Origin of the sequence: Herbaspirillum sp. C7C8 (genome assembly GCF_022627875.1) — a bacterium.
GTDB lineage: Bacteria > Pseudomonadota > Gammaproteobacteria > Burkholderiales > Burkholderiaceae_D > Herbaspirillum.
Genome location: NZ_JABXGG010000003.1, coordinates 332,311 through 356,347 on the forward strand (window position 1 = coordinate 332,311; position 24,037 = coordinate 356,347).

Annotated in this window: 18 protein-coding genes and 1 pseudogene; 9 read left to right on the forward strand and 10 right to left on the reverse strand. The window is 60.2% G+C overall.

The features are described 5' to 3' along the window. Nucleotides 1–7: 7 nt before the first annotated feature. The 4 genes from HWE01_RS06125 to HWE01_RS06140 all read right to left on the reverse strand — a co-directional run bounded on the left by HWE01_RS06125 (nucleotide 8) and on the right by HWE01_RS06140 (nucleotide 4,550). Nucleotides 8–1,165, reverse strand: a complete 1,158-nt coding sequence (locus HWE01_RS06125) for an aromatic ring-hydroxylating oxygenase subunit alpha (protein WP_175343942.1) — start codon at nucleotides 1,163–1,165, stop codon at nucleotides 8–10. Nucleotides 1,166–1,330: 165 nt separating this feature from the next. Beyond that, nucleotides 1,331–2,494, reverse strand: coding sequence for a UDP-4-amino-4,6-dideoxy-N-acetyl-beta-L-altrosamine transaminase (pseC, locus tag HWE01_RS06130; RefSeq protein ID WP_008333090.1), 1,164 nt, complete (start codon nucleotides 2,492–2,494; stop codon nucleotides 1,331–1,333). Beyond that, complete coding sequence (gene pseB / locus HWE01_RS06135) at nucleotides 2,494–3,495, reverse strand: UDP-N-acetylglucosamine 4,6-dehydratase (inverting) (protein ID WP_008333091.1); 1,002 nt, start codon at nucleotides 3,493–3,495, stop codon at nucleotides 2,494–2,496. Before pseB ends, pseC begins: the two co-directional genes overlap by 1 nt. A 62-nt stretch (nucleotides 3,496–3,557) precedes the next feature. Further along, nucleotides 3,558–4,550 (reverse strand): hypothetical protein, encoded by a 993-nt coding sequence (locus tag HWE01_RS06140; protein WP_008333092.1) that lies wholly within the window; start codon nucleotides 4,548–4,550, stop codon nucleotides 3,558–3,560. 299 nt (nucleotides 4,551–4,849) lie between these two features. Here HWE01_RS06140 and glmU point away from each other — a divergent pair, with 299 nt between their 5' ends. Then, complete coding sequence (gene glmU / locus HWE01_RS06145) at nucleotides 4,850–6,208, forward strand: bifunctional UDP-N-acetylglucosamine diphosphorylase/glucosamine-1-phosphate N-acetyltransferase GlmU (protein WP_241821318.1); 1,359 nt, start codon at nucleotides 4,850–4,852, stop codon at nucleotides 6,206–6,208. 145 nt (nucleotides 6,209–6,353) lie between these two features. Here the strand turns inward: glmU and HWE01_RS06150 are convergent, their stop codons facing one another. Next, entirely contained in the window at nucleotides 6,354–6,842 is a 489-nt protein-coding gene (locus HWE01_RS06150) for an Lrp/AsnC family transcriptional regulator (protein WP_008333095.1), read from the reverse strand. Nucleotides 6,843–7,053: 211 nt separating this feature from the next. Here HWE01_RS06150 and glmS point away from each other — a divergent pair, with 211 nt between their 5' ends. Continuing rightward, nucleotides 7,054–8,871 (forward strand): glutamine--fructose-6-phosphate transaminase (isomerizing), encoded by a 1,818-nt coding sequence (glmS, locus tag HWE01_RS06155; RefSeq protein WP_008333096.1) that lies wholly within the window; start codon nucleotides 7,054–7,056, stop codon nucleotides 8,869–8,871. A gap of 178 nt (nucleotides 8,872–9,049) precedes the next feature. Further along, nucleotides 9,050–9,356: pseudogene (locus tag HWE01_RS06160) on the forward strand (transposase); the annotation flags it as partial. Between the two features lie 89 nt (nucleotides 9,357–9,445). Here HWE01_RS06160 and HWE01_RS06165 read toward each other — a convergent pair. Beyond that, the gene (locus HWE01_RS06165; protein WP_241821319.1) at nucleotides 9,446–10,411 is read right to left on the reverse strand and encodes a LysR family transcriptional regulator; all 966 of its coding nucleotides are present in this window, start codon (nucleotides 10,409–10,411) and stop codon (nucleotides 9,446–9,448) included. Nucleotides 10,412–10,589: 178 nt separating this feature from the next. On the opposite strand from HWE01_RS06165, the gene mdlC reads away from it, so the two are divergent. From mdlC to HWE01_RS06185, 4 genes are all read left to right on the forward strand, one after another. After that, nucleotides 10,590–12,188: a benzoylformate decarboxylase gene (mdlC, locus tag HWE01_RS06170; RefSeq protein WP_241821320.1), complete on the forward strand. Its 1,599-nt coding sequence runs from the start codon at nucleotides 10,590–10,592 to the stop codon at nucleotides 12,186–12,188. An 86-nt stretch (nucleotides 12,189–12,274) separates the two neighbouring features. Next, on the forward strand, nucleotides 12,275–13,726 hold the full coding sequence (locus HWE01_RS06175) for an aldehyde dehydrogenase (RefSeq protein ID WP_034351416.1): 1,452 nt from the start codon (nucleotides 12,275–12,277) through the stop codon (nucleotides 13,724–13,726). Between the two features lie 219 nt (nucleotides 13,727–13,945). Beyond that, nucleotides 13,946–15,325 carry an MFS transporter gene (locus HWE01_RS06180; RefSeq protein ID WP_008333105.1) on the forward strand — a complete coding sequence of 460 codons (1,380 nt, stop codon included), beginning with the start codon at nucleotides 13,946–13,948 and terminating at the stop codon, nucleotides 15,323–15,325. Next, the gene (locus tag HWE01_RS06185) at nucleotides 15,322–16,248 is read left to right on the forward strand and encodes a ketopantoate reductase family protein (protein WP_241821321.1); all 927 of its coding nucleotides are present in this window, start codon (nucleotides 15,322–15,324) and stop codon (nucleotides 16,246–16,248) included. The genes HWE01_RS06180 and HWE01_RS06185 overlap by 4 nt, the downstream gene beginning before the upstream one ends. A gap of 102 nt (nucleotides 16,249–16,350) precedes the next feature. Here HWE01_RS06185 and HWE01_RS06190 read toward each other — a convergent pair whose 3' ends face one another. Beyond that, a complete protein-coding gene (locus HWE01_RS06190) occupies nucleotides 16,351–16,740 on the reverse strand; it encodes a carbon-nitrogen hydrolase family protein (RefSeq protein ID WP_241821322.1) in 390 nt (129 codons plus the stop codon). A gap of 656 nt (nucleotides 16,741–17,396) precedes the next feature. Here HWE01_RS06190 and HWE01_RS06195 point away from each other — a divergent pair. Next, on the forward strand, nucleotides 17,397–19,808 hold the full coding sequence (locus tag HWE01_RS06195; protein ID WP_241821323.1) for an autotransporter domain-containing protein: 2,412 nt from the start codon (nucleotides 17,397–17,399) through the stop codon (nucleotides 19,806–19,808). A 115-nt stretch (nucleotides 19,809–19,923) separates the two neighbouring features. Here the strand turns inward: HWE01_RS06195 and HWE01_RS06200 are convergent, their stop codons facing one another. Beyond that, complete coding sequence (locus tag HWE01_RS06200; protein WP_241821324.1) at nucleotides 19,924–20,514, reverse strand: mechanosensitive ion channel family protein; 591 nt, start codon at nucleotides 20,512–20,514, stop codon at nucleotides 19,924–19,926. Between the two features lie 364 nt (nucleotides 20,515–20,878). On the opposite strand from HWE01_RS06200, the gene HWE01_RS06205 reads away from it, so the two are divergent. Continuing rightward, the gene (locus HWE01_RS06205) at nucleotides 20,879–21,808 is read left to right on the forward strand and encodes an NADP-dependent oxidoreductase (RefSeq protein ID WP_241821325.1); all 930 of its coding nucleotides are present in this window, start codon (nucleotides 20,879–20,881) and stop codon (nucleotides 21,806–21,808) included. Nucleotides 21,809–21,850: 42 nt separating this feature from the next. Here the strand turns inward: HWE01_RS06205 and HWE01_RS06210 are convergent, their stop codons facing one another. Beyond that, on the reverse strand, nucleotides 21,851–22,438 hold the full coding sequence (locus HWE01_RS06210) for a carboxymuconolactone decarboxylase family protein (RefSeq protein ID WP_241821326.1): 588 nt from the start codon (nucleotides 22,436–22,438) through the stop codon (nucleotides 21,851–21,853). 252 nt (nucleotides 22,439–22,690) lie between these two features. Next, entirely contained in the window at nucleotides 22,691–24,013 is a 1,323-nt protein-coding gene (locus HWE01_RS06215; protein WP_241821327.1) for an MFS transporter, read from the reverse strand. Between the last annotated feature and the right edge of the window lie 24 nt (nucleotides 24,014–24,037).

Here is a 24,037-nt window from a genome sequence, read left to right on the forward strand (position 1 = left end):
CGGGCTCTCAGTCGCGCTTGGCATTCTCACCGGAAGCCAGACTCATCCAGTGATGCCAGTGTTGATGGAACTTGCGGATGCGCGCTTCGTTGCTGCCGTGAACCGGGGCCATGCTCATCTGCGCGTTGCCCTTCTGCACCTGCTCCATGATGTGCTGATCTTCCCCGAGAATGACCCGGTTGAAGGTGGTCACGTTCTCCACCACCGCCTTGCGCACCGCGGCCTGGCGCCCCGCTTCGAGGTCGCTGGCGGCCATGAAGATGCGGTAGTGCAGCTCATTGGTCTGCGGTGTGAGCGGCGTATAGGTCTGCACGCTCATGAGGCAGCCATGGGACAGACCGATGGCCAGGTTCGGGAAGATGAAGAAGTGGTCATAGTTCGGGAAACGCTGGCTCTGGTGCAGCTTGAGGCGCTGACGCACCCCATCCCACCATTTGGCGCTGTTCTCGGAAAGATAGGCCACGCCGTTGTTGAAGCCTTCGCCGACATCGATCTCCCAGCGTGCCTGCACGTAATTCTTGAAACTCTCCGGGTGCACCAGGCCCACATGGTAGACCTCCAGCACACTCTCCACGCCCAGCTTCCAGTTGGCCTGCCAGAGGCTGCGCTGGTCATCGACCTGGTCCGTGAATATCTCCGAGAGATGCAGCAGGATGTCCGCGTAGGGCCCCAGGTATTGCGGCAGGGACGGCCCCTCTTCGGCCAGCCGTACGAACAGGAAGCGACCGCACTGCTCCAGCTTGAAACTGCGCAGCGCACGGGCCTTGCGGCCGGCATCATCGAGCTGAAAGTACTTGGCATTGCCGGGGATGAAGGGCGTGCCTTCCTTGTCGTAGGTCCAGCCATGATAAGGACAGGTCAGCGCGCGCTTGCCGCATTTCTCTTCCTGGATCTTGGCGAAACGATGCGTGCAGACATTGTGCAGCGCGCGCAGCTCGCCCTGAAAGTTCTGAACCACGACCGAGGTGCCGCCGATCTCCACCGTCAGGAACTGACCATGCTCGGCGACCTGTTCGGCAAAACCGACGAAATTCCAGCAGCGGGCAAAGATGCGTTCGCGCTCCTGTTGCTGGACGCTGTCTTCGAAATAATAGCCAGGCTGCATCGAGACATCCTGGTCCGTTGCAGCCGGGAAAGCGTCAGGAAATGGCGACGAAGAAGTCATTGAAGTTTCCGTATTCGTATCAGATTGAGTGGGCTTGCCGTGCCCGGCGCAGTGGTCATCTCGTCACCGGTCAGCAGCTGCAACATTATCGTTGCCGGCACAAGCCACGCTCAGCAAGACTTCACGCCGGGTTGCAGCACCTCAACTGAAGCGAAAATAACAGCGCTAGGCAAGGTAAAAAGCCAGTCGTTCGCAGATGAAATCCTGCTGCGCCTCACTGAGACCCGGATACATGGGCAACGAGATCGCATGGGCGTAGTAGTGCTCGGCATGCGGGAACTGGGCAGGATCGCAACTCACCCGTTGGCGATAATAAGGCTGCCGGTAGACCGGCAGGTAATGCACGTTGACCAGGATGCCGTCCGCGCGCAAGCCATCGAAGACGGCCTTGCGATCACGCCCGGCTTGCTCGCCCACCAGCACGACGTAGAGGTGCATGCCGGAATAGGTCTGCGGCAACTGCCACGGAAGCTGCAGTGGCAAGTCGGCCAGCAGGCTATCGTAGCGCTGCGCGATACGGTGCCGCTGCGCCACCACCTGCTCCAGGCGCTTGGCCTGGCTGCTGCCCAGGGCGGCCTGCATATCGGTCATGCGATAGTTGAAGCCCAGATCGATCTGCTCGTAATACCAGTCGCCATGAGGGGGCTCCTGCATCAGCCCGGCCTCGCGCGTAATGCCGTGGCTGCGCAGCAGACGCAGGCGGCTCGCCAGCAGGTCGCTCCGGGTCAGCGCGGCGCCACCCTCCCCGGTCGTGATGATCTTGACCGGATGAAAGCTGAAGACCGTGATATCACTGTGGCGGCAATTGCCGATGGGCTCGCCCGCGTATGTTCCACCGATGGCATGGGACGCGTCTTCGATCACCTTGAACCCATATTGCGCAGCCAACGCGCCGATGGCACGCATGTCGCAAGACTGGCCACACAGGTGCACGGGGATGACCACCTTGGGCAGTCGTCCGCTGCGGCTGGCCTGCTCGAGCTTGGCCGCCAGGGCTTGCGGGTCCATGTTCCAGGTGCGCGGATCGATATCGACGAAGTCGACCTCGGCACCGCAATACAGTGCGCAATTGGCGCTGGCCACAAAGGTGATCGGCGAGGTCCAGACCAGGTCGCCCGGTCCGACCTCCAGCGCACGGCAGGCGATGTGCAGGGCCGCCGTGGCATTGGAGAAAGCCACGGCATGACTGGCCTGGCAATGCGCCTGCAGCGTCTGCTCAAAGGCAGGGACGGCAGGTCCCTGGGTGAGAAAGTCCGATCGCAGGATCTCGACCACGGCATCGATATCGTCCTGCGTGACGTCCTGTCGGCCGTAAGGAATGGGAGTCATCAGAGTTTTCCGACGACATTGCGATGCGCCGCAATCCACCCTGCCAACTCTTGCGAGGACATCCACTCCTGGTTGTTGTCGGACGAATAGACGAAATCGGCAGCGACCTTGTGACCATCGCGAATCCGGGCCGGATCTTCGCTCCATTTGTGAATGGCCGGCAGGATCTTGAAATGCTCGGGATATTCGTAGGTGTAGGGCGCATCCTCGATGCCGATCATCTGCTCATGCAGCTTCTCGCCGGGACGCACGCCGACGATGTCGAACTCGGCATCGGCACGCACTGCACGGGCGATATCCGGCAGTCGCATCGAGGGAATTTTCTTGACGTAGATTTCCCCGCCCACCATGTCCTCGAAGGCATGCCATACCAGTTCCACACCCTGCTCCAGCGTGATCATGAAGCGCGTCATGCGCTCATCGGTGATGGGAAATTTTTTCCCGCTCTCCGCCAGCGCCATGAAATGAGGAATCACCGAACCGCGCGACCCCATGACGTTACCGTAACGCACCACCGCAAAGCGGGTCTCGTTGCCGCCCGAATACGAATTGCCGGCCACGAAGAGCTTGTCCGAGGCCAGCTTGGTGGCACCATAGAGATTGGCGGGACTGCTGGCCTTGTCGGTAGAAAGCGCCACCACGCGCTTGACGCCGTGATCGATGCAGGCGTCGATGAGATTCATGGCGCCGATGACATTGGTCTTGACGCATTCGAAGGGATTGTATTCCGCCGTCGGCACGATCTTGGTGGCGGCGGCGTGGACAACGTAATCGATGCCGGAGAGGGCGCGTCCCAGACGATCCTTGTCGCGCACATCACCGATGAAGAAGCGCACGCGGCTATCGTCGGCATACAGCTTGGCCATTTCCCACTGCTTCATTTCATCGCGAGAGAAGATCACGAGTCGGCGCGGGTTGTATTTGGCCAGGGTCATCGGAACAAAGGTATGGCCGAATGACCCGGTACCACCGGTAACGAGAATGGACTGGTTGGTAAGCATGATGTGCCGTTGCGGTAAGTGAGATGACTGCGATGCCGGGCGCGTGGATCAGGGATCCGTCTTCAGTCCAGTTTGACCGGGACGACGCTGTCCTCCCCGCGGAACTGTCGGACATACAGCAAGGCGGAAGAATCGTTGACCACGATGAACTTCGTGAAGTTGTACAAGGCCGGTTCATAGCCGACCGGGAAATCGTTCATGTCGAAGAAATCACGGTAGCCGGTCCCCATCGCATAGAAATTGTTCTTGAACCCTTCGTTGAAATACGCGTCATCGGCCGGGTGGAACTTGATGACCAGCGCACCCCCGACGTTTTTCACCAGGGCCGCCTGCATGCGCACCATCATCAGCAGGCCATACAGGAACTTGTCCAGCAGGGGCTTGTTCTTCTCGTGCTCGGCAACGAAGTTGATCAGGCACGGCAGCAGACACAGCCAGACGGTCTCATTGGCCGGAATGATCTCGCGCGTGCTCATCGGCAGCACCGTGACCTCGGAGAGCGTTGGGAAGGCCTTGTCCGAGACGCAGAAGGCGCCTGCAAAACCGGGCAGGCGCGGATTGAAGAACCAGGAATCCATCGCATTGAGACCGGCCAGACGCTGGCGGTCGATCTGGAGCACATCCAGGATGCCTCGGCGCTCGAGCTCATCGGTGAGCAGACCGACATCGATCTCCGGGCTGGTCCAGGGCGTGAGAACGTTGGAGGGATCGTAGGCGGCCGTCCCTTCCTCGATGTAGTGCACCTTGCGCACCACCCCGGCCATGCTGAAGAGCTTGCCCACCAGAAAACCACTGTGCGGCACGTAGAGGTTCAGGCCGATCGCGGCATAGCCCTTCAGGACTGCGCAGATCTTTTCCAGATAATCGCAGGTGCGCGAGATCGACCACACACCATCGTTTTCCACGCTGATGAAGGGCCCGTCCCATTGCGTGTTGCGCCCGCAGACCACGAGCAGCTCGTTTTCCAGATAGCCATTCTCGACAAGATGACGCCCGATCGAATAGGTGATCGGACTGTGCATGTAGAGCAGATCAAAAGTTTTTTCAGTTGCCATGGAGTCGCCTGGGCGCCAAAGGTGGGCGCAACCGTAAGAAGGAAACATTGAAGACGCAATGCCTCACGGGTAGACGCATCAACATTGTTTTTAGTCATTTAATCATGGTCGTCTGCAACTACATCAGGAGATTAATATGACTTTTGAGGTTTATTCCTGATTTATGAAATTGCCACCAATGCAACATCCAGACCGGGATACCGGGCGCTCAATCCCCTGGGGAATGGATGGTGCGCATGGTAGACTCCGCGCTCCAGTTTCGGTCCTTTTTTCTTTTGCCTCCTTGGCTTCACACTGCCATGAACATCGTCATTCTCGCCGCCGGCATGGGCAAACGCATGCAATCCTCCCTGCCCAAGGTCCTGCATCCGCTGGCCGGCAAGCCCCTGCTGGGCCATGTCATCGATACCGCGCGCCAGCTTGCGCCCACGCAGCTGTGCGTGATCTACGGCCATGGTGGCGATGCCGTACCGCAGGCTTTCGCCGGCCAGGGCCTGGCCTTTGCCCTGCAGCAACCGCAGCTGGGTACCGGGCATGCAGTCATGCAGGCCGCGCCGCATCTTGACGATGACGTACCTACCCTGGTGCTGTATGGCGATGTGCCGCTGACCACCGCGGCTTCCCTGCGGCGCCTGCTGGAGGCCGCCGGCCACGACAAGCTGGGCGTGCTGACCGTGACCCTGGACGACCCCACCGGCTATGGCCGCATCGTGCGCGAGGACGGCCGGATCAAGCGCATCGTCGAGCAGAAGGATGCCAGCGCGGCCGAGCGCGCCATCCGCGAAGTCAATACCGGCATCATCGTTGCGCCCACGGCGCGGCTGCGCCAGTGGCTCGCCAATCTCTCCAACAACAATGCCCAGGGCGAGTACTACCTGACCGACGTGATCGCGGCCGCCGTGGCCGATGGCGTGGAAGTGGTCTCGGCCCAACCCGACGACGTAACCGAGACCCTGGGCGTGAACAGCAAGGTGCAACTGGCCGAGCTGGAGCGCGTCCACCAGCGCAACATCGCCCATGGCCTGCTGGAAACCGGCGTGACCCTGGCCGACCCGGCCCGCATCGATGTGCGCGGCGTGCTGGAATGTGCGCGCGATGTGAGCATCGACGTCAACTGCGTCTTCGAAGGCCAGGTCAGCATCGGCGAAGGCAGCAGCATCGGTGCCCACTGCGTGATCCGCAATGCGCGCATCGGTGCGGGCGTGACCATCAAGCCCTTCACCCATATCGAAGATGCGGTGGTCGGCGCCGGCGCACAGATCGGCCCCTACGCGCGCCTGCGCCCCGGCACCGAACTGGCGCAGGACGTGCACATCGGCAACTTCGTCGAAGTCAAGAACAGCATCGTGGGCGTGGGCAGCAAAGCCAATCACCTGGCCTACGTGGGCGATGCAGACGTGGGCAGCGGCGTCAATGTCGGCGCCGGGGTGATTACCTGCAACTACGACGGCGCCAACAAATTCCGCACCATCATCGAAGACGACGCCTTCATCGGCAGCGACAGCCAGTTGGTTGCTCCGGTGCGCGTGGGCAGGGGTGCCACCATCGGCGCGGGCACCACGCTGACCAAGGACGCCCCGGCCGGGCAACTGACCTTGTCGCGCGCCAAACAGCTGTCGCTGGCGGGCTGGCAACGACCGGTCAAGATCAAGAAATAGGCGCGGCGAAAGTGAGCCTGCCCTGTGGATAACGCCAACTGAGGGGTGGTTTTAGGGCGATATGAAGGAAAAATCCCGGAAATACGCTGCTTCCTGACTTGTCCACAAGCCCGTACGGCCGATACCTGAAGGTATCGGCCGTTTTTCATGGGGCGGCGCCGAGCTCGAGGGGGATGGCGGTCTCGAACTTGCTGCGGTGGATGGAGAAGTAGCTGCGCACGTTGCGCACATTGCGCTGCGAAGCGAAGAGCCGATGCGCCAGGGCGTGATAGGCGGGCATGTCGCGCACCAGCACCACCAGCACGAAATCCGGCCCCGGCGACACCCGGTAACACTGCTGCACCGCCGCCTCCCCGGCCACCAGCGCTTCGAAGGCCTGCTGTTCTTCCTCGCCCTGACGGTCCAGCGTGATTTCCACCAGCGCCGTGAGCGTGGCAGAAACCTGGGCCGGATCCAGCAAGGCCACCTGGCGCGCGATCACCCCCGCCTCCACCAAGCGCTTGACCCGGCGCAGGCAGGTCGGCGGCGAGGCATGCACCTGCGCGGCCAACTCCTGGTTGGTCTGGCTGGCATCGCTCTGCAAGGCTTGCAGAATACGGCGGTCGAGATCGTCCAGATCGAGGGGTGCTTTCATGGGCGCAAAGGAAAACTTGTGAATTTGCCTGGCATTGCCTGACTACAAGCCAGCACACATGACATATAAATTCAACAAACTTACATGAATTTAATAATATTTCATCACCAAGCAATGAAGCAATAATAATTCAAAACTCTGATTTTTTAGAAATCTTATTTCACATCGCCTCGCCTAATATGCAGGCACATCTTTTCCAGCGAGGTATTCCATGTGCGGCATCGTCGGCGCGGTAGCGCAGCAAAACGTCACTCCCATTCTGCTCGAGGGCCTCAAGCGCCTTGAATATCGGGGTTATGACTCCTGCGGCGTGGCGCTGCACGTGGATGGCAAGCTGCAGCGTTCGCGCAGCACGTCGCGGGTAGCCGAGTTGCAGCAGCAGGTGGCGCAGAGCGGGCTGTCCGGCTTCACCGGCATCGCTCATACCCGCTGGGCCACCCATGGTGCTCCGGCCACGCACAATGCGCACCCGCACTTCTCGCGCGACCGCATTGCGCTGGTGCACAACGGCATCATCGAGAACCATGACGAGCTGCGTGCCGAACTGCAGGCTGCCGGTTACGTCTTCGAGAGCCAGACCGATACCGAGGTGATCGCCCATCTGGTCGACCACATGTATGACGGCGATCTTTTCCAGACCGTGCAGCAGGCCGTGCGTCGCCTGACCGGTGCTTACGCCATTGCGGTTTTCTGCGCGGATGAGCCGCATCGTGTGGTAGCGGCGCGCCAGGGTTCGCCGCTGATCGTGGGCGTGGGTGAAGGACAGAACTTCGTGGCCTCGGACGCGATGGCGCTGGCCGGCACGACCGACCAGATCATCTATCTTGAGGAAGGCGACGTAGTGGACCTGCAGTTGCAGAGGGTGTGGATCGTCGATGCGGCTGGCCGTTCGGCCGAGCGTGAGGTGCGCACCGTACAGGCCTACACCAGCGCGGTCGAACTGGGACCGTATCAGCACTACATGCAGAAGGAAATCTTCGAGCAGCCGCGCGCCATCGCCGACACGCTGGAGGGGGTGGTGGGCATCATGCCTGAGCTGTTTGGCGACAAGGCCTACAAGGTCTTCAAGGAAGTGGATTCGATCCTGATTCTGGCCTGTGGCACCAGCTATTACGCCGGGCTGACCGCCAAGTACTGGCTGGAATCGATCGCGAAGATCCCGGTCAACGTCGAGATTGCCAGCGAATATCGTTACCGGGACAGCGTACCCAATCCGAAGTCGCTGGTGGTGACCATCTCGCAGAGCGGCGAGACGGCCGACACGCTGGCGGCCTTGAAGCATGCGCGCGGCCTGGGCATGCAGCATACGCTGACCATTTGCAATGTGGCCACCAGTGCCATGGTGCGCGAATGCGAACTGGCCTACATCACCCGTGCCGGTGTGGAAGTGGGCGTGGCCTCGACCAAGGCGTTCACCACGCAGCTGGCGGCGCTGTTCCTGCTGACGCTGGCGCTGGCGCAGACGCGCGGCCTGCTCAGTGAAGCGCAGGAGGCCGAGCACCTCAAGGCCATGCGCCACCTTCCGGCGGCGCTGCAGAGCGTCCTGGCGCTGGAGCCCTCCATCGTCGCCTGGGCCGAAGCCTTTGCGCGCCGCGAGAATGCGTTGTTCCTGGGACGTGGCCTGCATTACCCGATCGCCCTGGAAGGTGCGCTCAAGCTCAAGGAGATCACTTACATCCACGCTGAAGCTTATGCCGCGGGCGAACTCAAGCATGGTCCGCTGGCGCTGGTGACGGACCAGATGCCGGTGGTGACCATTGCCCCCAATGATGCGCTGGTGGAGAAGCTCAAGTCCAACATGCAGGAAGTACGGGCGCGTGGCGGTCAGCTGTATGTGTTTGCCGATGGCGATTCGCGCATCACCTCGGCAGAAGGTCTGCACGTGATCCGCATGCCGGAGCACTATGGCGTGCTCTCGCCGATTCTGCACGTGGTGCCGTTGCAGTTGCTGTCGTATCACACGGCACTGGCCAGGGGGACGGATGTGGACAAGCCGCGCAATTTGGCTAAGTCGGTGACGGTGGAGTGAGGGTGTTTTGCGATTCCTGACTACAATGAATAAAGTTGGTCGGGATTTAATGCCGCTGCGCCCCAAAATTAAAAGCCACCTAATACAGGTGGCTTTTCTTTTTCCCACCGCCACAACGGAGATCTCAGAAAGTTTGCCGTCTCCTAAAGAGTTGAAAGAAGTCCTCCCTGAGTATTGAATGGACTTGTACAACGGCGAGATCGTGTCGTATCAGTCAAGCCGTTCACCTCAGTTCCAGACGGTCGACAGCATGCTCAGGAAGGCCATCTCGACCTTGAAGGGGACTGCGCCCCATGCTGCACTCGGATCAGGGATGGCAATATCAGATGCACACTTACCGCCGCACCTTGGCCGACAACGGCATTACGCAGAGCATGTCGCGTAGAGGAAACTGCCTGGATAATGCGGCCATGTAACGCTTCGTCGGCACGCTTAAGTCAGAGTGTTTTTACCTGGTTCGCTTCTCCAGCATCGAGCAGTTACAGATCGAGTCACCGTACATCGCTCACTCATCATGGAACGAATTTGCGGATTTGCATTGAAAACTGACTCATTGAGAGTGCCATCGGAGCGATCACCGCGAAGAATAGTGCGGTGAAACGTTATCAGCAGAGCTGGGATGAGGACTAAAAGACTGCAAGGAACCCGCGAGATTGCGCAATTCGTCCAGCAAGCGGGTCGCTGGTGTGGGCAGTATCCCTTGGCGGCGTCGAAATGCCATCAAGGTCCGAGCGGCTTTCAGTCCCTCCACCGGCAACGCATCAATCAGGCCGGCCTTGCGTTCCGTATCGAACATGGGGCCGGACATCCAGCCCACGAATCCGCAGCGTGCTACCAGGCTCTTGAGTACCGTGACGGAACGCGATTCCACTGCGATCTCAGGCATCGGCAATCCAGCCTTCGCAAACGTTTCCTTCAAATGCAGATAAGGTCCTGTGCCAGCAGGAGTCAATGCCCATCGCAGCTCAAGGGTTTCGGCCAGGGTGATCTTGTCTTTGCCCCGCAAGGGATGATCGTTTCCTGCCACCACGTAGCTCAGGTCTGTCCAGCAGCAGTCCGCGATCGCTGCCACGCCATCGGTTTCCATGCCCGACGTGCCTAGTGCCAGGTCGATCTCGTGGGTCAGCAAGCCCTCTGCCAGACGATCCCAAACGCCTTCGATGATTTCCACGCGCAGGTTGGGCCATTTTTCCAGTACACCGGCCACAGCCAGTGGCAGTACCAGACTGGCAATGCTCCCCACCGCGCCGACCTTGATGACGCCCTTGCTCAAACCACGCAGGGCATCCAGTTCGTCGCGCGCCTGCTTGGCTTCCCGTTGCAAGGAAAGTGCGTGCGGCAGCAGCGCCTGTCCAAGCTGTGTCAGGTGCATGCCGGTGGTGTGACGTTCAAACAGGATGCCGCCAACGGATTCCTCGAGACGCTTGATGGCGCGACTCAAGGCCGGTTGGGTCAGGCCAAGCACGTGCGCCGCTCGCCCCAGGCTACCGGCACCGACGATGGCACAGAACATTTCCAGTTGCTGCAGATTGAAGCTCAATGATTTCTCCCGATGATGGTGCTGGCTGAGCATTTCGGCGCTTGCGTGAGATGAGTCAGCACATTACCAAAGGTTATGACTTTTATCCAATTTGGCAATTTTCAAAGAGATGATTGCGTCACATACTCCACCCGAATCACTTTCCACCCAAGTCACAAGATCTTCCATAGGACTTCACATGCAGGCGCCCCAATCACCTGGAATCACAGTTCGCGACGCCGTCCTCGATCTGATGCGTCGCCTGGACATGACCTCCGTCTTTGCCAATCCGGGCTCAACTGAACTGCCCATGTTCCGGGACTTCCCGGCCGATTTCCGATACGTGCTGGGCTTGCAGGAAGCAGTGGTGGTCGGCATGGCCGATGGGTATGCCCAAGCCAGCGGCAAGGCCGCTCTGGTCAATTTGCATTCGGCGGCGGGCGTCGGCAATGCGATGGGCAACATCTTCACCGCCTTCCGCAATCGCACACCGCTGATCATCACTGCCGGCCAGCAGGCGCGCTCCATCCTGCCATTCGATCCGTTCCTGGCAGCCTCGCACGCCACCGAACTTCCCAAGCCCTACGTCAAGTGGAGTATCGAGCCCGCGCGCGCCGCCGACGTTCCGCGTGCACTTGCCCGGGCCTACCACATTGCCATGCAGGAACCGCGTGGTCCGGTGTTCGTTTCCATCCCCGTGGATGACTGGGATCAGCCTGGGGAGTTGCTCGAGGCCACCGAAGTCACCACGCGCAGCCGCCCGGAGCCTGAGGCCATCGCTGCCCTCGCCACCGCCCTGCACCGCAGTGAGCGTCCGGCCATCGTCGTCGGTTCGGAGCTGGACCGTGCCGGGGCTTGGGATGAGGTGCTTCGTCTGGCCGAGACCTCCAACGCACGCGTGTTTGTTGCGCCCATGTCCTCGCGTTGCAGCTTCCCTGAAGACCACCACCTGTTCGCTGGATTCCTGCCGGCCATGCGCGAGAAGATCGTGCAATTGCTCAACGGCCATGACCTGATTTTCGTAGCCGGCGCTCCGGCCTTCACCTATCACGTCGAAGGCAGTGGGCCGCATCTGCCACCCGGTGCGCAGCTGTACCAATTGATTGATGATCCGGTGACGGCTTCCTGGACGCCGTCCGGGACCGCCATCGTCGGCAATATCCAGCTGGGATTGCAAGACCTGTTGGCGCAGCTGCTGAAGCATCCGCCCGCCGCTCGTCCGCTGCCACCTGCGCGTGCTGCGCGTCCCCGCGCCGAGCCGGAGACACCGATGTCAGCGGCCTTTGCAATGCAGACCCTCGCTGACGTGCGCGCAGCAGAGGATATCGTCGTGGAGGAAGCGCCAGGATCTCGTCCGACCATGCAGGCCTATCTGCCCTTTACACGCCCGGGAACCTTCTACACCATGGCCAGCGGCGGTCTTGGCTATGGTATGCCGGCGGCGGTGGGGGTTGCCCTGGCCAGGCCGCAGCAACGCGTCATCGGGCTGATCGGGGATGGTTCTGCCATGTACTCGCCGCAAGCCATCTACAGCGCAGTGCAGCTGCGTCTTCCCCTCACCTTCGTGATCATCAACAACAGGCGCTACGCCGCCCTGCAGGACTTCGCGCCGGTTTTCGGCTTCGGTGCCGATGACGTGGTCCAAGGGACTGATCTTCCCGGCCTCGACTTCGTTGCACTGGCGCAGTCGATGGGATGCAAAGGGGTGCGTGTGAGTGAGCCCGGCGAGCTGGCCGCTGCAATGCAGATGGCGATATCTTCGAATGAACCCCGTCTGGTGGAAGTCGTGGTGCGCTGATTGTTTTCGTTGGGATTCTGCTTGGTTGCAAATCGATACTAATACCCTGGCAGCAAGATGGAAGCTAGAAACAACAGGAGGAGACTATGAAAGAAGTTGACATGCTGATCAACGGCCAGCGCCGTCCAGCCACTGGCGGTGCTTGCTTTGAGCGTCGCAACCCGCTCGATGAGAGCGTTGCCTCGCGAGCACCGGCGGCGACCGTCGCGGATGCACAATCGGCCGTTCGCGCTGCTGCTGAGGCTTTCCCTGCCTGGGCTGCGATGGGCCCCGGAGAACGCCGCGGCCTGCTCGCCCGTGCAGCTGACGCGCTGCAAGCCCGAGCAGATGCGTTTGCGGAGGCCATGGCCTCCGAGACCGGTGCGTCTCATCACTGGGCGGCTTTCAACGTGCATCTGGCCGCCGACGGCCTGCGCGAAGCCGCAGCGATGACGACCCAGATCGCGGGGCAGCTCATTCCCTCCGATGTCCCTGGCAACCTCGCCATGGGTGTTCGCCAGGCGGCCGGCGTCGTATTGGGTATCGCCCCCTGGAATGCCCCCGTCATCCTGGGCGTGCGTGCGGTCGCACTTCCGCTGGCCTGCGGCAATACCGTGATCTTCAAGGGATCTGAAATCTGCCCGGCCACGCATGGCCTCATCATTGACGCATTCCAGGATGCCGGATTGCCGCCTGGCGTGGTGAACTTCATCACCAACGCGCCCGAAGATGCCGGAAAAATTGTTGAAGCCATCATTGCCGATCCGGCAGTGCGACGTGTCAATTTTACGGGCTCCACGCGCGTGGGCCGCATCATCGCCGGCCAATGCGCCAAGTACCTCAAGCCATCCGTGCTGGAGCTGGGGGGCAAGGCACCTTTCATCGTGCTGCACGATGCGGACATCGAGGCTGCGGTGCAGGCAGCGGCCTTCGGTGCCTTCGCCAATTCCGGACAGATCTGCATGTCCACCGAGCGCATCATCGTCGACGAACGTGTGGCCGATGACTTTGTCGCCCGCCTGGTAGCCAAGGCGCGCAGCCTTCCGCTGGGTGATCCCCGCCAAGGGCCGGTCGTGCTGGGTTCGGTCGTCGACCTGGCAACCGTGCAGCGCTGCAACGCGCTGATCGATGATGCCCTTGCCAAGGGGGCACGCCTGGTGTGCGGCGGCAAGGCCGAGAGCACGCTCATGCCGGCCACGCTGCTGGACCATGTCACAGCGCAGATGGACATCTATCACGAGGAGTCCTTCGGTCCGGTCAAGCCCATCGTGCGGGTCAAGGATGACGATGCCGCCATTGCATGTGCCAACGACAATGAATATGGCCTCTCGGCCGCACTGTTCAGCCGTGATATCGCCCGCGCACTGAACCTGGTACGCCGTATCGAGTCCGGGATCTGCCACATCAACGGAGCGACCGTGCATGACGAGGCGCATATGCCCTTCGGCGGCGTGAAGTCCAGTGGCTTCGGTCATTTTGGCGGTAGCGCCGGGGTGGCCGAATTCACTGATCTGCGTTGGATCACGGTTCAAACCTCGCAGCGCCAGTACCCGTTCTGAGAGAGTTCGCTGCACGCGGGGCGGTACGCCGTCCGGCGTTGCCTTGCCAATCATTATAAAAACAATCGCCAATGCGGGCCGACAATGACCGGACCCGTGCGATACAACCAAGGAGACAGCCATGAAAATGACATCCTGGCACCAGCATCACAGGCACGATCCAATCCGCATCAATGCGTTCGCCGCGGTCACCATCGAAGACACTATCCGGGAGCGCACATGAGCACCTACGGGATCGATCAAGCAAAGGTCGTCGACATCGGGCGCGTGCTGGATGAAGGGACGTTTACCGGCTTCCAGAAGATGGTGGTCATCCTGGCCGCGCTGTCGATCGTCATGGACGGATTCGACGGGCAGCTGATTGGCTTCGCCATTCCCAGCCTGATCAAGGAGTGGGGCGTCACGCGCAATGCGTTTGCTCCGGCTGTGGCCGCGGGCCTGGTCGGCATGGGCTTGGGAAGCGCCTTTGCCGGCTTGTTCGCTGATCGCTTCGGTCGCCGCCTGGCCATCATTGGCAGTGTCTTCGTGTTCGGGATCGCTACCAGCCTGATCTCGCTTTCTCCGGATATCACCACGATTGCAATCCTGCGCTTTTTCGCCGGCCTCGGAATCGGCGGTGCCCTGCCTGTCTCCACCACGATTACGGCAGAATTCAGCCCGGCCCGGATACGTACCTTTGCCGTCACCGCGACCATCGTCTGCGTTCCCCTGGGAGGAATGTTGGCCGGGCTCTTCGCCAACCTGGTGCTGCCCCACTATGGCTGGCGTGGTCTCTTCTTGCTGGGTGGCATGCTGCCGTTGGCATTTTCTGTACTGCTATGGTTCAGCATTCCGGAGTCGCCACGATATCTGGCACGCCAGCCCGACCGTTGGGATGAGCTGCGGTCCCTGCTCACGCGTATGTCCCGCACGATCGCTGCGGGGATGCGCTTCACCGATGCGCGTGAACAGAATTCTCAGCCAAAAGCAGGATTCCGTGCGCTATTCACTGATGGAAGGGCACGCGACACCATTGCAATCTGGGTCGCCTTCTTCATGAACCTGCTGGCCGTCTATAGTGCATTCAGTTGGCTCCCCACGATGCTGGCAGGAGAAGGCCTTAGCCCATCGTTAGCCGCCAACGGCCTCACGGCCTACAACATCGGCGGCGTCTTTGGCGCACTGTTGTGCGCGGTAGTGATCGGCCGCTTCGGCTCACGTGTTCCCATGCTGCTCTGCTGCCTGGCCGCCGCAGGGACTGCATTTGCGTTGCGCAGCCTGGACGTGAGCAGCCAGACGACCTTGTTGGTCGCGGGGATCGGCTTGCACGGACTGTTCGTCAACGCCGTCCAATGCACCATGTACGCGCTTTGCGCTTATATCTATCCGACCCAGGTACGCGCGACTGGTACGGCGGGCGCGCTGGCATTCGGTCGCCTGGGGGCAATCCTCAGTGCATTTGCGGGTGCCATCGTGATCACCCAAGGTGGTGCTTCCGGCTATCTCGCCATGCTGGGAGGGGCGATGCTGTTCGTCTTCGTGACCCTGCTGATGGTGAGCAAGCATATTCCCCGCGCAGCGGCGACCGTCAAACATCAAGAGAAGGAGCAGCAAGCATGAACATTGCCATTGTTGGCGCTGGTGCCATGGGCGGACTATTTGGTGCGCGTCTTGCGTTGAACGGACATAAGGTCAGTTTCATCGAAGTCGCGCCCGCTACGATAGCGGCGATCAGCGATAACGGCCTGGCCTTTTCCGATGACAGTGGCACCCATACGGTAAGAGTCCCGGTAGGCAGGGCTGACTCCTTTGCCGAGCCGTTTGACCTCATCGTTTTCTTTACCAAGAGCCTGCATACCCAAAGCGCAGTACGTAGCATCTCCCATCTTGTGGGCCAGGATACCTGGGCCTTATCCGTGCAGAATGGATTGGGTAATGCGGAAATCATTTCCGAGGTCGTTCCGAGCGAGCGCATCATTGTCGGGATGACCAATCTCCCTGCAGATCTCAAGTCTGCGGGGGTGGTGCATAGTCATGGGGAGGGTTATGTCAGGATCTGGACGATGTCGGGCAAGGAGCGGCCGGAAGTCAGCCGAGTGGCGGAAATCTTCAGTGCAGCCGGACTCAATTGCAGTGCTGATCCTCAGGTACGAGCTGCCATCTGGGAAAAGGTCGCTTTCAATGCGGCACTCAACTCGGTGTGCGCGGTTATCGGCTGTACAGTCGGTACAGCTGGATCGACCGAGCAAGGGCGAGCATTGGCGATGCGCATTGCCGCTGAAACGGTGTCGGTAGCTCAGGCGCTCCAGATTCCCGCCCGCATGGCGAAGGTGGAGGAGGCCCTCCTGGATGCCTTCAGGATGCACGTCAACCACAAGCCGTCGATGCTGCAGGATATCGAGGCAGGCCGACAGACGGAAATCGATTTCATCAATGGCGCCGTCGCCGAACAGGCGTGCGGCTGTGGGGTTTCCGTTCCTACCGTCACGGCGCTTTACGAGCTGGTCAAGATGAAGCAGGAGGCTGTGCTCAATCGGAAGTAAGCACATCAGGTGGGGAGCAGGAAGAGAAAAGGGGGGAAGCTCAATCTTCCCCCCTTTCTTCATGTGCGCGAAGCTATTGCGGGATTGCTGGCAATGATCACTTCAAGCTTCGCGCTCTCTCGGTGTGCTCTCATCGTCTGTGCTCTTCAGAGACGGCAGGGCTTCCATAGCCTCTTGCACTGACGTGCCTGTCGCAGAAAAAAATTCGACAGGGCGGTGGCGCTTGGAATTGAGCAACAGCCGGGTCACGTCCGGACGCGCATAGTGACCTGCCGGATCGGCTGCGCTCTTTGCGATGCTGATGACGCCAAGATCAAGCTCGGCAAAGAGCAATCCCTCTTCCGTCTCCGGAATTTTCGGGGTCAAGGAGCTTCCGTCAGGCCCGTAAATGACGGAGTGTCCGCCGCCTGCATGGATCAGGTCTTTCTTGTCGGCGGTATTGCAGAGTTCATCAACCGCTTCCTGGCTAATCACGCAACTGGGTGCCAGCACGAAGCAGGATCCTTCAACAGCATACACGGCTTACCGCATTGTTGACCTCCCATCCGAGGGCGGGAGCAAACGGCTCATACAGCGAGAAGCAGGGCCGGGCTGCCAGAGTACATGTTTTGTTAGCGTCAAATGAAAGCACTACTTTCTTAGCCTGAAAACTTGGATTTTTGAGGACGCCCAACTCCCCCAGAAACCCAGTGCACAGCTGATAACTGCATCAATCATTTGCAGCTGATCTTCAGGCTTCACGCATGACCGGAATTACGTCATCGCTATAAGGCAGCAGTTGCCCTTTGTCTGGAAGCAAGTCATGGCCAAGCTTGTGGCCATGAGTAAAAAGATGCACGGCAACGCTACGCCGACCGACCTTGCATACCCTCCTTCACCGTGCGCAAGGGTGCTCCTAACGGTCTCAGTCAGCTCATCAATGAATTGCCAAATTTCATCTGCGCGCATCGAAACGAATGTCTCCTGATCGACCCGCATCGCTCTCCGCCAATGAAGAGCTTCCTATCCCGGCAGGAAGTTTCCTTACTAATTCCACGGAGTTAACTTAGGTAAAGACAGGAGAAACTCCCTTACTCCTGACTTAAGCCAAAGAGACAAGCAACTAAAATCGTAATTCTTTGTAACACGGACAATTACGGAAATTTGACATGGGATTTGATGGGGAAGAGGTTTCTCGCTTGAAAAGGGTCAAGCGGAAATCGCGCAAGGAGTTATCTCTGAAGCGGTTTGCGGGGTTGCTTGTCTTGCTGGTATTGCAGCTGGTGCTGGGAACAAATGCGGCATACGCGGCATTGTCCGCGTCATGTACAGCCGTCAATGCGCTCAGCGGAAGCTCCTACAGTGCCTCATACGCTGCAGGATCATTCAACAGCGATGAATCGGTCTCCGTTTCGTACAGCGATAACGGCAATGATCCTGCCAGCATTAATGCGCTAGCCACTGACCATGTGCTTCTCCAAGATGCGGCACAAACCAACGCATACGGCTATAACTATTACAGTAGCAGCCATGTCTCCGGGTCTCACTCCTATCAGGTCACGTCATCCCAACTCTCAGCCACTGGCCTGAATCTGGTCGTCAATGTCGGGACCTACATCACCGGCCTCACTGTGACTTGCTCAGCTTCTTCAGTGTCGGCGCCGACTGTTGCCGCGACGTCGACCACCGTCGCCGCCAATAGCAGCAACAACACAGTCACCCTGTCGATCACCGGTACGGCGACCTCCGTCGCGGTGGCTTCAGCACCAAGCCACGGTACGGCAACGGCATCCGGCACCAGCATCACCTATACCCCCGTGGCAGGTTATTCCGGCGCCGACAGCTTCACCTATACTGCCACCAACAGCGGCGGGACCTCAACTGCCGCGACGGCCAACATTACGGTCACTGCGACCGCGGTTGCACTGTCCCCCACCGCTGGCGCACTAGCCTCGGCAACAGTAAATGCCGCTTATAGCCAGACGTTCAGCGCCAGTGGTGGCACCAGTCCCTACACTTATGCCCTGTCGGGAACGTTGCCGACCGGGCTCACCCTTAACACAACGACCGGTCTCCTGTCTGGCACGCCAACCACATCGGGCAGCTATTCTTTTACTGTGACAGTGACGGATGCCGCCTCTGCCACAGCCTCAAATGCCTATACATTGACTGTCGCAGCTGCCGGATCCACAAGTGCGCCGGTCGCAGTGAATCAGACCGCAACCGTGATGGCCGGCCAGACCATTACTGTCAATCTGACCAACGGCGCTACCGGTAGCCCATATACGGGAGCTACCCTGCTAAACACGCCAAGTGCGTCGCAAGGTACGGCGACCATCACCAATACCTACTACCTGACGTTCGCGGCCGCAGCGCAGGCTAGCGGAACCCTGGCACTGCAGTATTCGCTGACCAACTCCACCGGCACATCCAATACGGCAACCGTGACGGTGCAGATCACCAAGCGCTCAGATCCCAGCAAGGATCAGCAGGTAACCGGGCTGGTGAACGCGCAGGCCCAGAGCGCGGTGCAGTTCGCCAGCGCTCAGCTCAGCAACTTCAGCAACCGCCTGGAGCATCTGCACAAGGAATCCGAGCGCCGCAGCGGCCTGTTCAATATCACTGTCGCGGTCCCGCGTAACACTCGCAACCACGACGGACTGGCAAGCTCTACAGCGTCCAAAGATGCGAGCGGTCTGGCCACCGGCGAAGATCCGGCCAAAGCCAAGGCAGGCGGCCAGTCCTGGGTGACCGACCCCAATTTGGCGCTGTGGACCGGCGGCTACGTGAACTTCGGCACGACGAACAAGGATAGCCTGCGCCTCGATCACACCACGGTCGGCATCAGCGCCGGTGCCGATTACCGATTTGGGCCGGACTTCGTTGCCGGCCTGGGACTTGGCTTCGGTCGTGATGTCAGCGATATTGCTTCGTCGGGCACCCAGAGCAAGGGCAATGCCGCCAGCGCGGCGCTCTACGCCAGTTATCATCCTGGACAGCTCTTTGTAGACACGCTGCTGGGCTATAGTTACCTGAACTTCGACAGCCATCGATACATTACCGACTCCGGTGGATCGGCCAATGGTAGTCGCAACGGCCAGCAATTCTTCGGAGCCCTCAGCAGCGGCTATGAATTCCAATGGCAAAACCTGATGCTGTCGCCCTACGGCCGTCTGCAGTTCTCGACCACCCTGCTGCGCCACTACACCGAGACCGGCGGCGGCGACTACAACCTCTCCTACGCAAACCAGCGAATCAACACGCTGGCACTTGTCGGCGGCTTGCGTAGCCAGTACGGCGTCCCGACGTCATGGGGTGCCCTCAGACTGACCGGCAGACTGGAATACAGTCAGTCCCTGAAGGGCGATAGCGTGGCCACGATGGGCTATGCCGACGTTGGCAATGACACCTATGCGGTAACGGTGCTGGGCCTGGATCAGAACACCCTATCGGCCTCCGCCGGCATCGAGTTTCTCCTGCGCCGTGGATGGACCCTGGGCCTGAGCTACCAGGGCAGCACCAGCATGGATAGCAGCACGCACGAAAACACACTGATAGTGCGCGGAGTCTACAAGTACTGACACGGAACGAGGGGCCAAGCCCCTCGTTTTTTTTAAACATCAATTCCATATTCGATATGCCAGATACACGGAAAACTCTTCAGAACTTCAACACGAAGCCACGGAAGGTCCGCGTTCAATGCAAATCAACACCCATCCCACGCTCATCACTCCACCTGCGCACTATCCGCTGAAAGAACAGACTGTTCGGCAACTGCAGGATCGTCTTCTCTTCCTGCCCCTCCTCCAGCAAGGTGGTATAGACCAGGTTGATATCCAGCACCCGCCCCTTTACGCCAGGCTTGTCACCGCCTTCCAGCACCTCGATCATGTCCCCCACGCGGAACGGCCCTGTAGTAAAGATCAGGATGGCGCAAAACAGATTGGACAACACACTCCACACCGCAAAGAACGCCACCGCACCCACGGCGGCGAATCCGGTAAACGCAGACCATAGCACCGTACCGGACACTCCCATCCGCTCCAGCGCCCACAGTACGGCACCGCCATAGATGAAAAATCCCAGCACCCGCTGCGTGAGCATGATGGCCGTAGCCGGCAAACCGTAATCGCGTTCGACCCTCGCGATGAGGCGCCTGGCCACCCGCATGATCGCCAGCGCCAGCAGAAAAATCAGCACCACCTCCGTCGCGGGCACCAGCACGTCGAACCAGTCAGCCACCCATTGCGGCAAATTATCGTGGATGGATTGCAAAACTCTGTTCATTCAATTCCTCTTGAAAATCATTTGCACAGGCCTTTCCTGCTCGCCAGCGACACCGCGCACACAGAAAAAGTGCCGCAAAATCCTGACGTACGATAACACCACAGAAACAGCGTCACGCACTCGCGCAAGGGCAGGCAGAACTTCCGAATGACACTGGCTTATAGCATGATCAGTCAAGCTTATCGAGTCATCAGCCGAGCTTATTACTGGAATATGGATAGTCTATTTGCATTGCCTTGACGCTTCTCTCTAGGATCCGATCCTGAAGTAGCTCACGGCGGACCGGCTGCTCTTCAAACCAACGCCGCACACCGTCTGCCAGCAGAGTTTTCCGCAAGGGACAACCATCCACGAAAGAGGCACGATGAATACGAAGGCAATCCGCTATCACCAATACGGCCCCCCGGAAGTCATGGTTCTGGAAACCATCGAGGCGCCCGCCCTGACCTCGGGCCAGGTCCGTGTCCGCCTGTGCGCGGCGGGAGTCGCTCCTCTGGATACCAAACTCAGGGCCGGTCTGCTTGAACGCCACGTACCACTCAGACTACCCAAGGTCCCCGGCCGCGACGGTGCGGGCGTGATCGTCGAATCCAGCGCCGAGGGTCTCCATGTCGGCGACGCCGTCTGCGTGATCGCCGACATGTTCGGCCAGGGTACCTACGCCGACAGTATCGTCCTGCCGGCAGCGCGCGTGGTCGCGCAGCCCGCTTCGCTGTCGAACCGACAGGCAGCGGCGCTGTTGCAGCCCGGCGCAAGTGCCTGGATTCCCATGGTCAGAACAGCACAGGTATCCAGCGGCATGAAGATACTGGTACACGCCGGTTCCGGCGCAGTAGGCAGTCTGATGATCCGGCTGGCGGTGCACCTGGGCGCCGAGGTCTGGGCAACCTGCAGCAGTGCCAACCGGGATGCCGTGCTGGCATTGGGTGCGACCGGGGTCGTCGCCCATGACAAGGAGGATTTCTCGACATTGCGCGGGTTCGATGTCGTCTTCGACCTGGTGGGCGCAGACACCCACGACCGTTCCTATCCCGTCCTCAAACCCGGGGGCCAGCTGGTCTGGCTGGTCGCTGCCCCGATCCGGGAACGCGGGGACGAATTCAAGGTACGTGTGATCCGCTCGATCATCGATGACGATCCGGAGTGCCTGCGACAGGTCGCGCTGCTAGCGCAACAACAAGTGCTGGTACCCGCGGTCGGTCAGTGCTTCCCCCTCGCAGAGGCTGCCTTCGCGCACGCGCTGCTGGAGTCCGGCAAGGCGCCGCGCGGAAGGATCGTGCTCGATATCGCGTAAGCCTGGCCGGCGGCATGCCACTGCCAGACACACACCCGACATTCACTCCGCTGCGCTGCCGGCAGGTTCATCAAAGGGCAGCGGTGCTTGTCCATGGCGCACATGGAAGACGTTCAGCGTCATGGCCACCAGAGAATAGTAGCCCAGCAGTCCCACAAGATTGACCAGCACCTCGATACCGAAGCGTTCTTGCGCCTCCCGATACAAGGGCTCGGAAATACGTCTGTTCTCGTAAAGTTCTTCCACGAATTCCCAGATCATCTGTTCGTCGCGCGCCTCAAAGGCAGGGGGCCTGCCCAGTCGAATCCGCTCGACATTGTCCGCGTCCAGCCCGGCCTCGATGGCAATGGGATAGTGAATCTGCCACTCCGCCTGAGCTTGCCATTTCGCGGCCGTGCAGAGAATGGCCAGCTCCGACAGTCGCAACGGCAGCTGCGTGTGATAACGGCAGAATGCGCCCAGCTTCTGGGCAGGCTGCGCCAGTTCGGGACTGTGGATCCAGGACAGGAAGGGACCGGCCAGGTTGCCACGCGGGCCCTTCAGGATATCGTCCAGGACTTCCTTTTGTGCGGGGGTGGCGGTGGTGATGTCGACCACCGGCAGGCGCGGCTTGCTCTCGTGTTGCTGCATGGGATTCCTTGTCAGAGTCAGAGGCGGGCATGTGAAGACCGTGCGTGATATTGCCCGATCCAGACGCCCCAACGCAACCTTGCCCGAAGACAAAGATGAATGCGCTCCTCGCCGCAGGCTTCGGGCACCGACAGGTGACAGCCATCATCACATCTGCGACGCCCGCGTTCTGCTGTTGCAGACAGCCCGAACGAAAAGAGCCGCCTGCAAATGCGGGCGGCTCTCATGTACTCCATCACGCTTGCATCAGGCTCAGCGCACCGCTTCCTTCAGGGCACCCGTACCTGCCGCGCGCGACTTGCGCGACAACACCAGCAGGATGGCCACGCTCACCACCGACAGACCTACCATCGGCAGCAAGGCCATGGCATAACTGCCGGTGGCAGATTTGACCCAGCCGTAGACGTTGACCATCACGCCGCCACCGATCAGATTGGACACCGCATTGATACCCGCCAGGCCAGCTGCGGCCGAGCCCGTGGCCAACCAGCTGGACGCCATGGCCCAGAACGGTCCCTTGAACGAGTAGGCGCCAATGAGCACCATGGTCAGCAACAGCACCACTGGCACCAACGTATGGGCCAGCGTAGCCAGTGCCAGACCACTGCCGATCAGGATCAGCGGAACGGCGGTATGCCAGCGACGTTCGCCAGTACGGTCGGAATGACGACCCCACCACACCATCAGCACCGAAGCGATCAGGTAGGGAATCGAATTGACCAGCCCGGTCTGCATCACTGTCAGGCCGAAGGACCTGAGCAACTGCGGCTGCCATACGTTCAAGACCGAACCGGCCGCCGAGGCGCAGGCGCACACCAGCGCCATGCCCCATACATGCGGCTGGCTGAACAGCTTCCACAAGGGGATATGCTGCTTGGCGGCACGGCTGGCGGCCTCACGGTTCATGGTCGCGACCAGCCACTGGCGCTGTTGCTCATTGAGCCAGTGAGCCTGGTCGGGACGATCCGTCAGGAAGGACAGACACACCAGTCCCAGCAACACCGTCGGCAGGCCCTCCAGCACGAACAGCCAGTGCCAGCCCCGCAATCCGCCGATACCATCCATCTGCAGCAGCAGCGCCGAGACCGGCGAGGCCACGAAGCTGGCCGCCGGAATGGCCACCATGAACAGCGCCACGATACGGGCACGATAGGCCGAAGGCACCCAGTAAGTCAGGTACAGCACCACACCGGGGAAGAATCCGGCCTCCGCTGCCCCCAGGATGAAGCGCACGAAATACAACGACGTCGGCCCCTGCACCAGCGCCGTACTGGCCGAGATCAGGCCCCAGCTGATCATGATGCGGGCCAGCCACTTGCGTGCGCCGAACTTCTGCAGTGCCAGGTTGCTGGGCACTTCAAAGATGAAGTAGGCGATGAAGAAAAGGCTGCTGGCAAAGCCGAACATCTTGGGTGACAGACCGATATCCTGGTTCATCTGCAAGGCCGCCATACCGATGTTGCCACGGTCGATGAAGGCAAACAGGTAACACAGCATCAGGAAGGGCAACAGGCGCCAGGTCACCTTGCGTACGGTCTCGCTCTCGAGCCGCTTTTCGTCTTGGATTGTCTCCATGTCTCTCTCTCGGAAGTCGGGTGC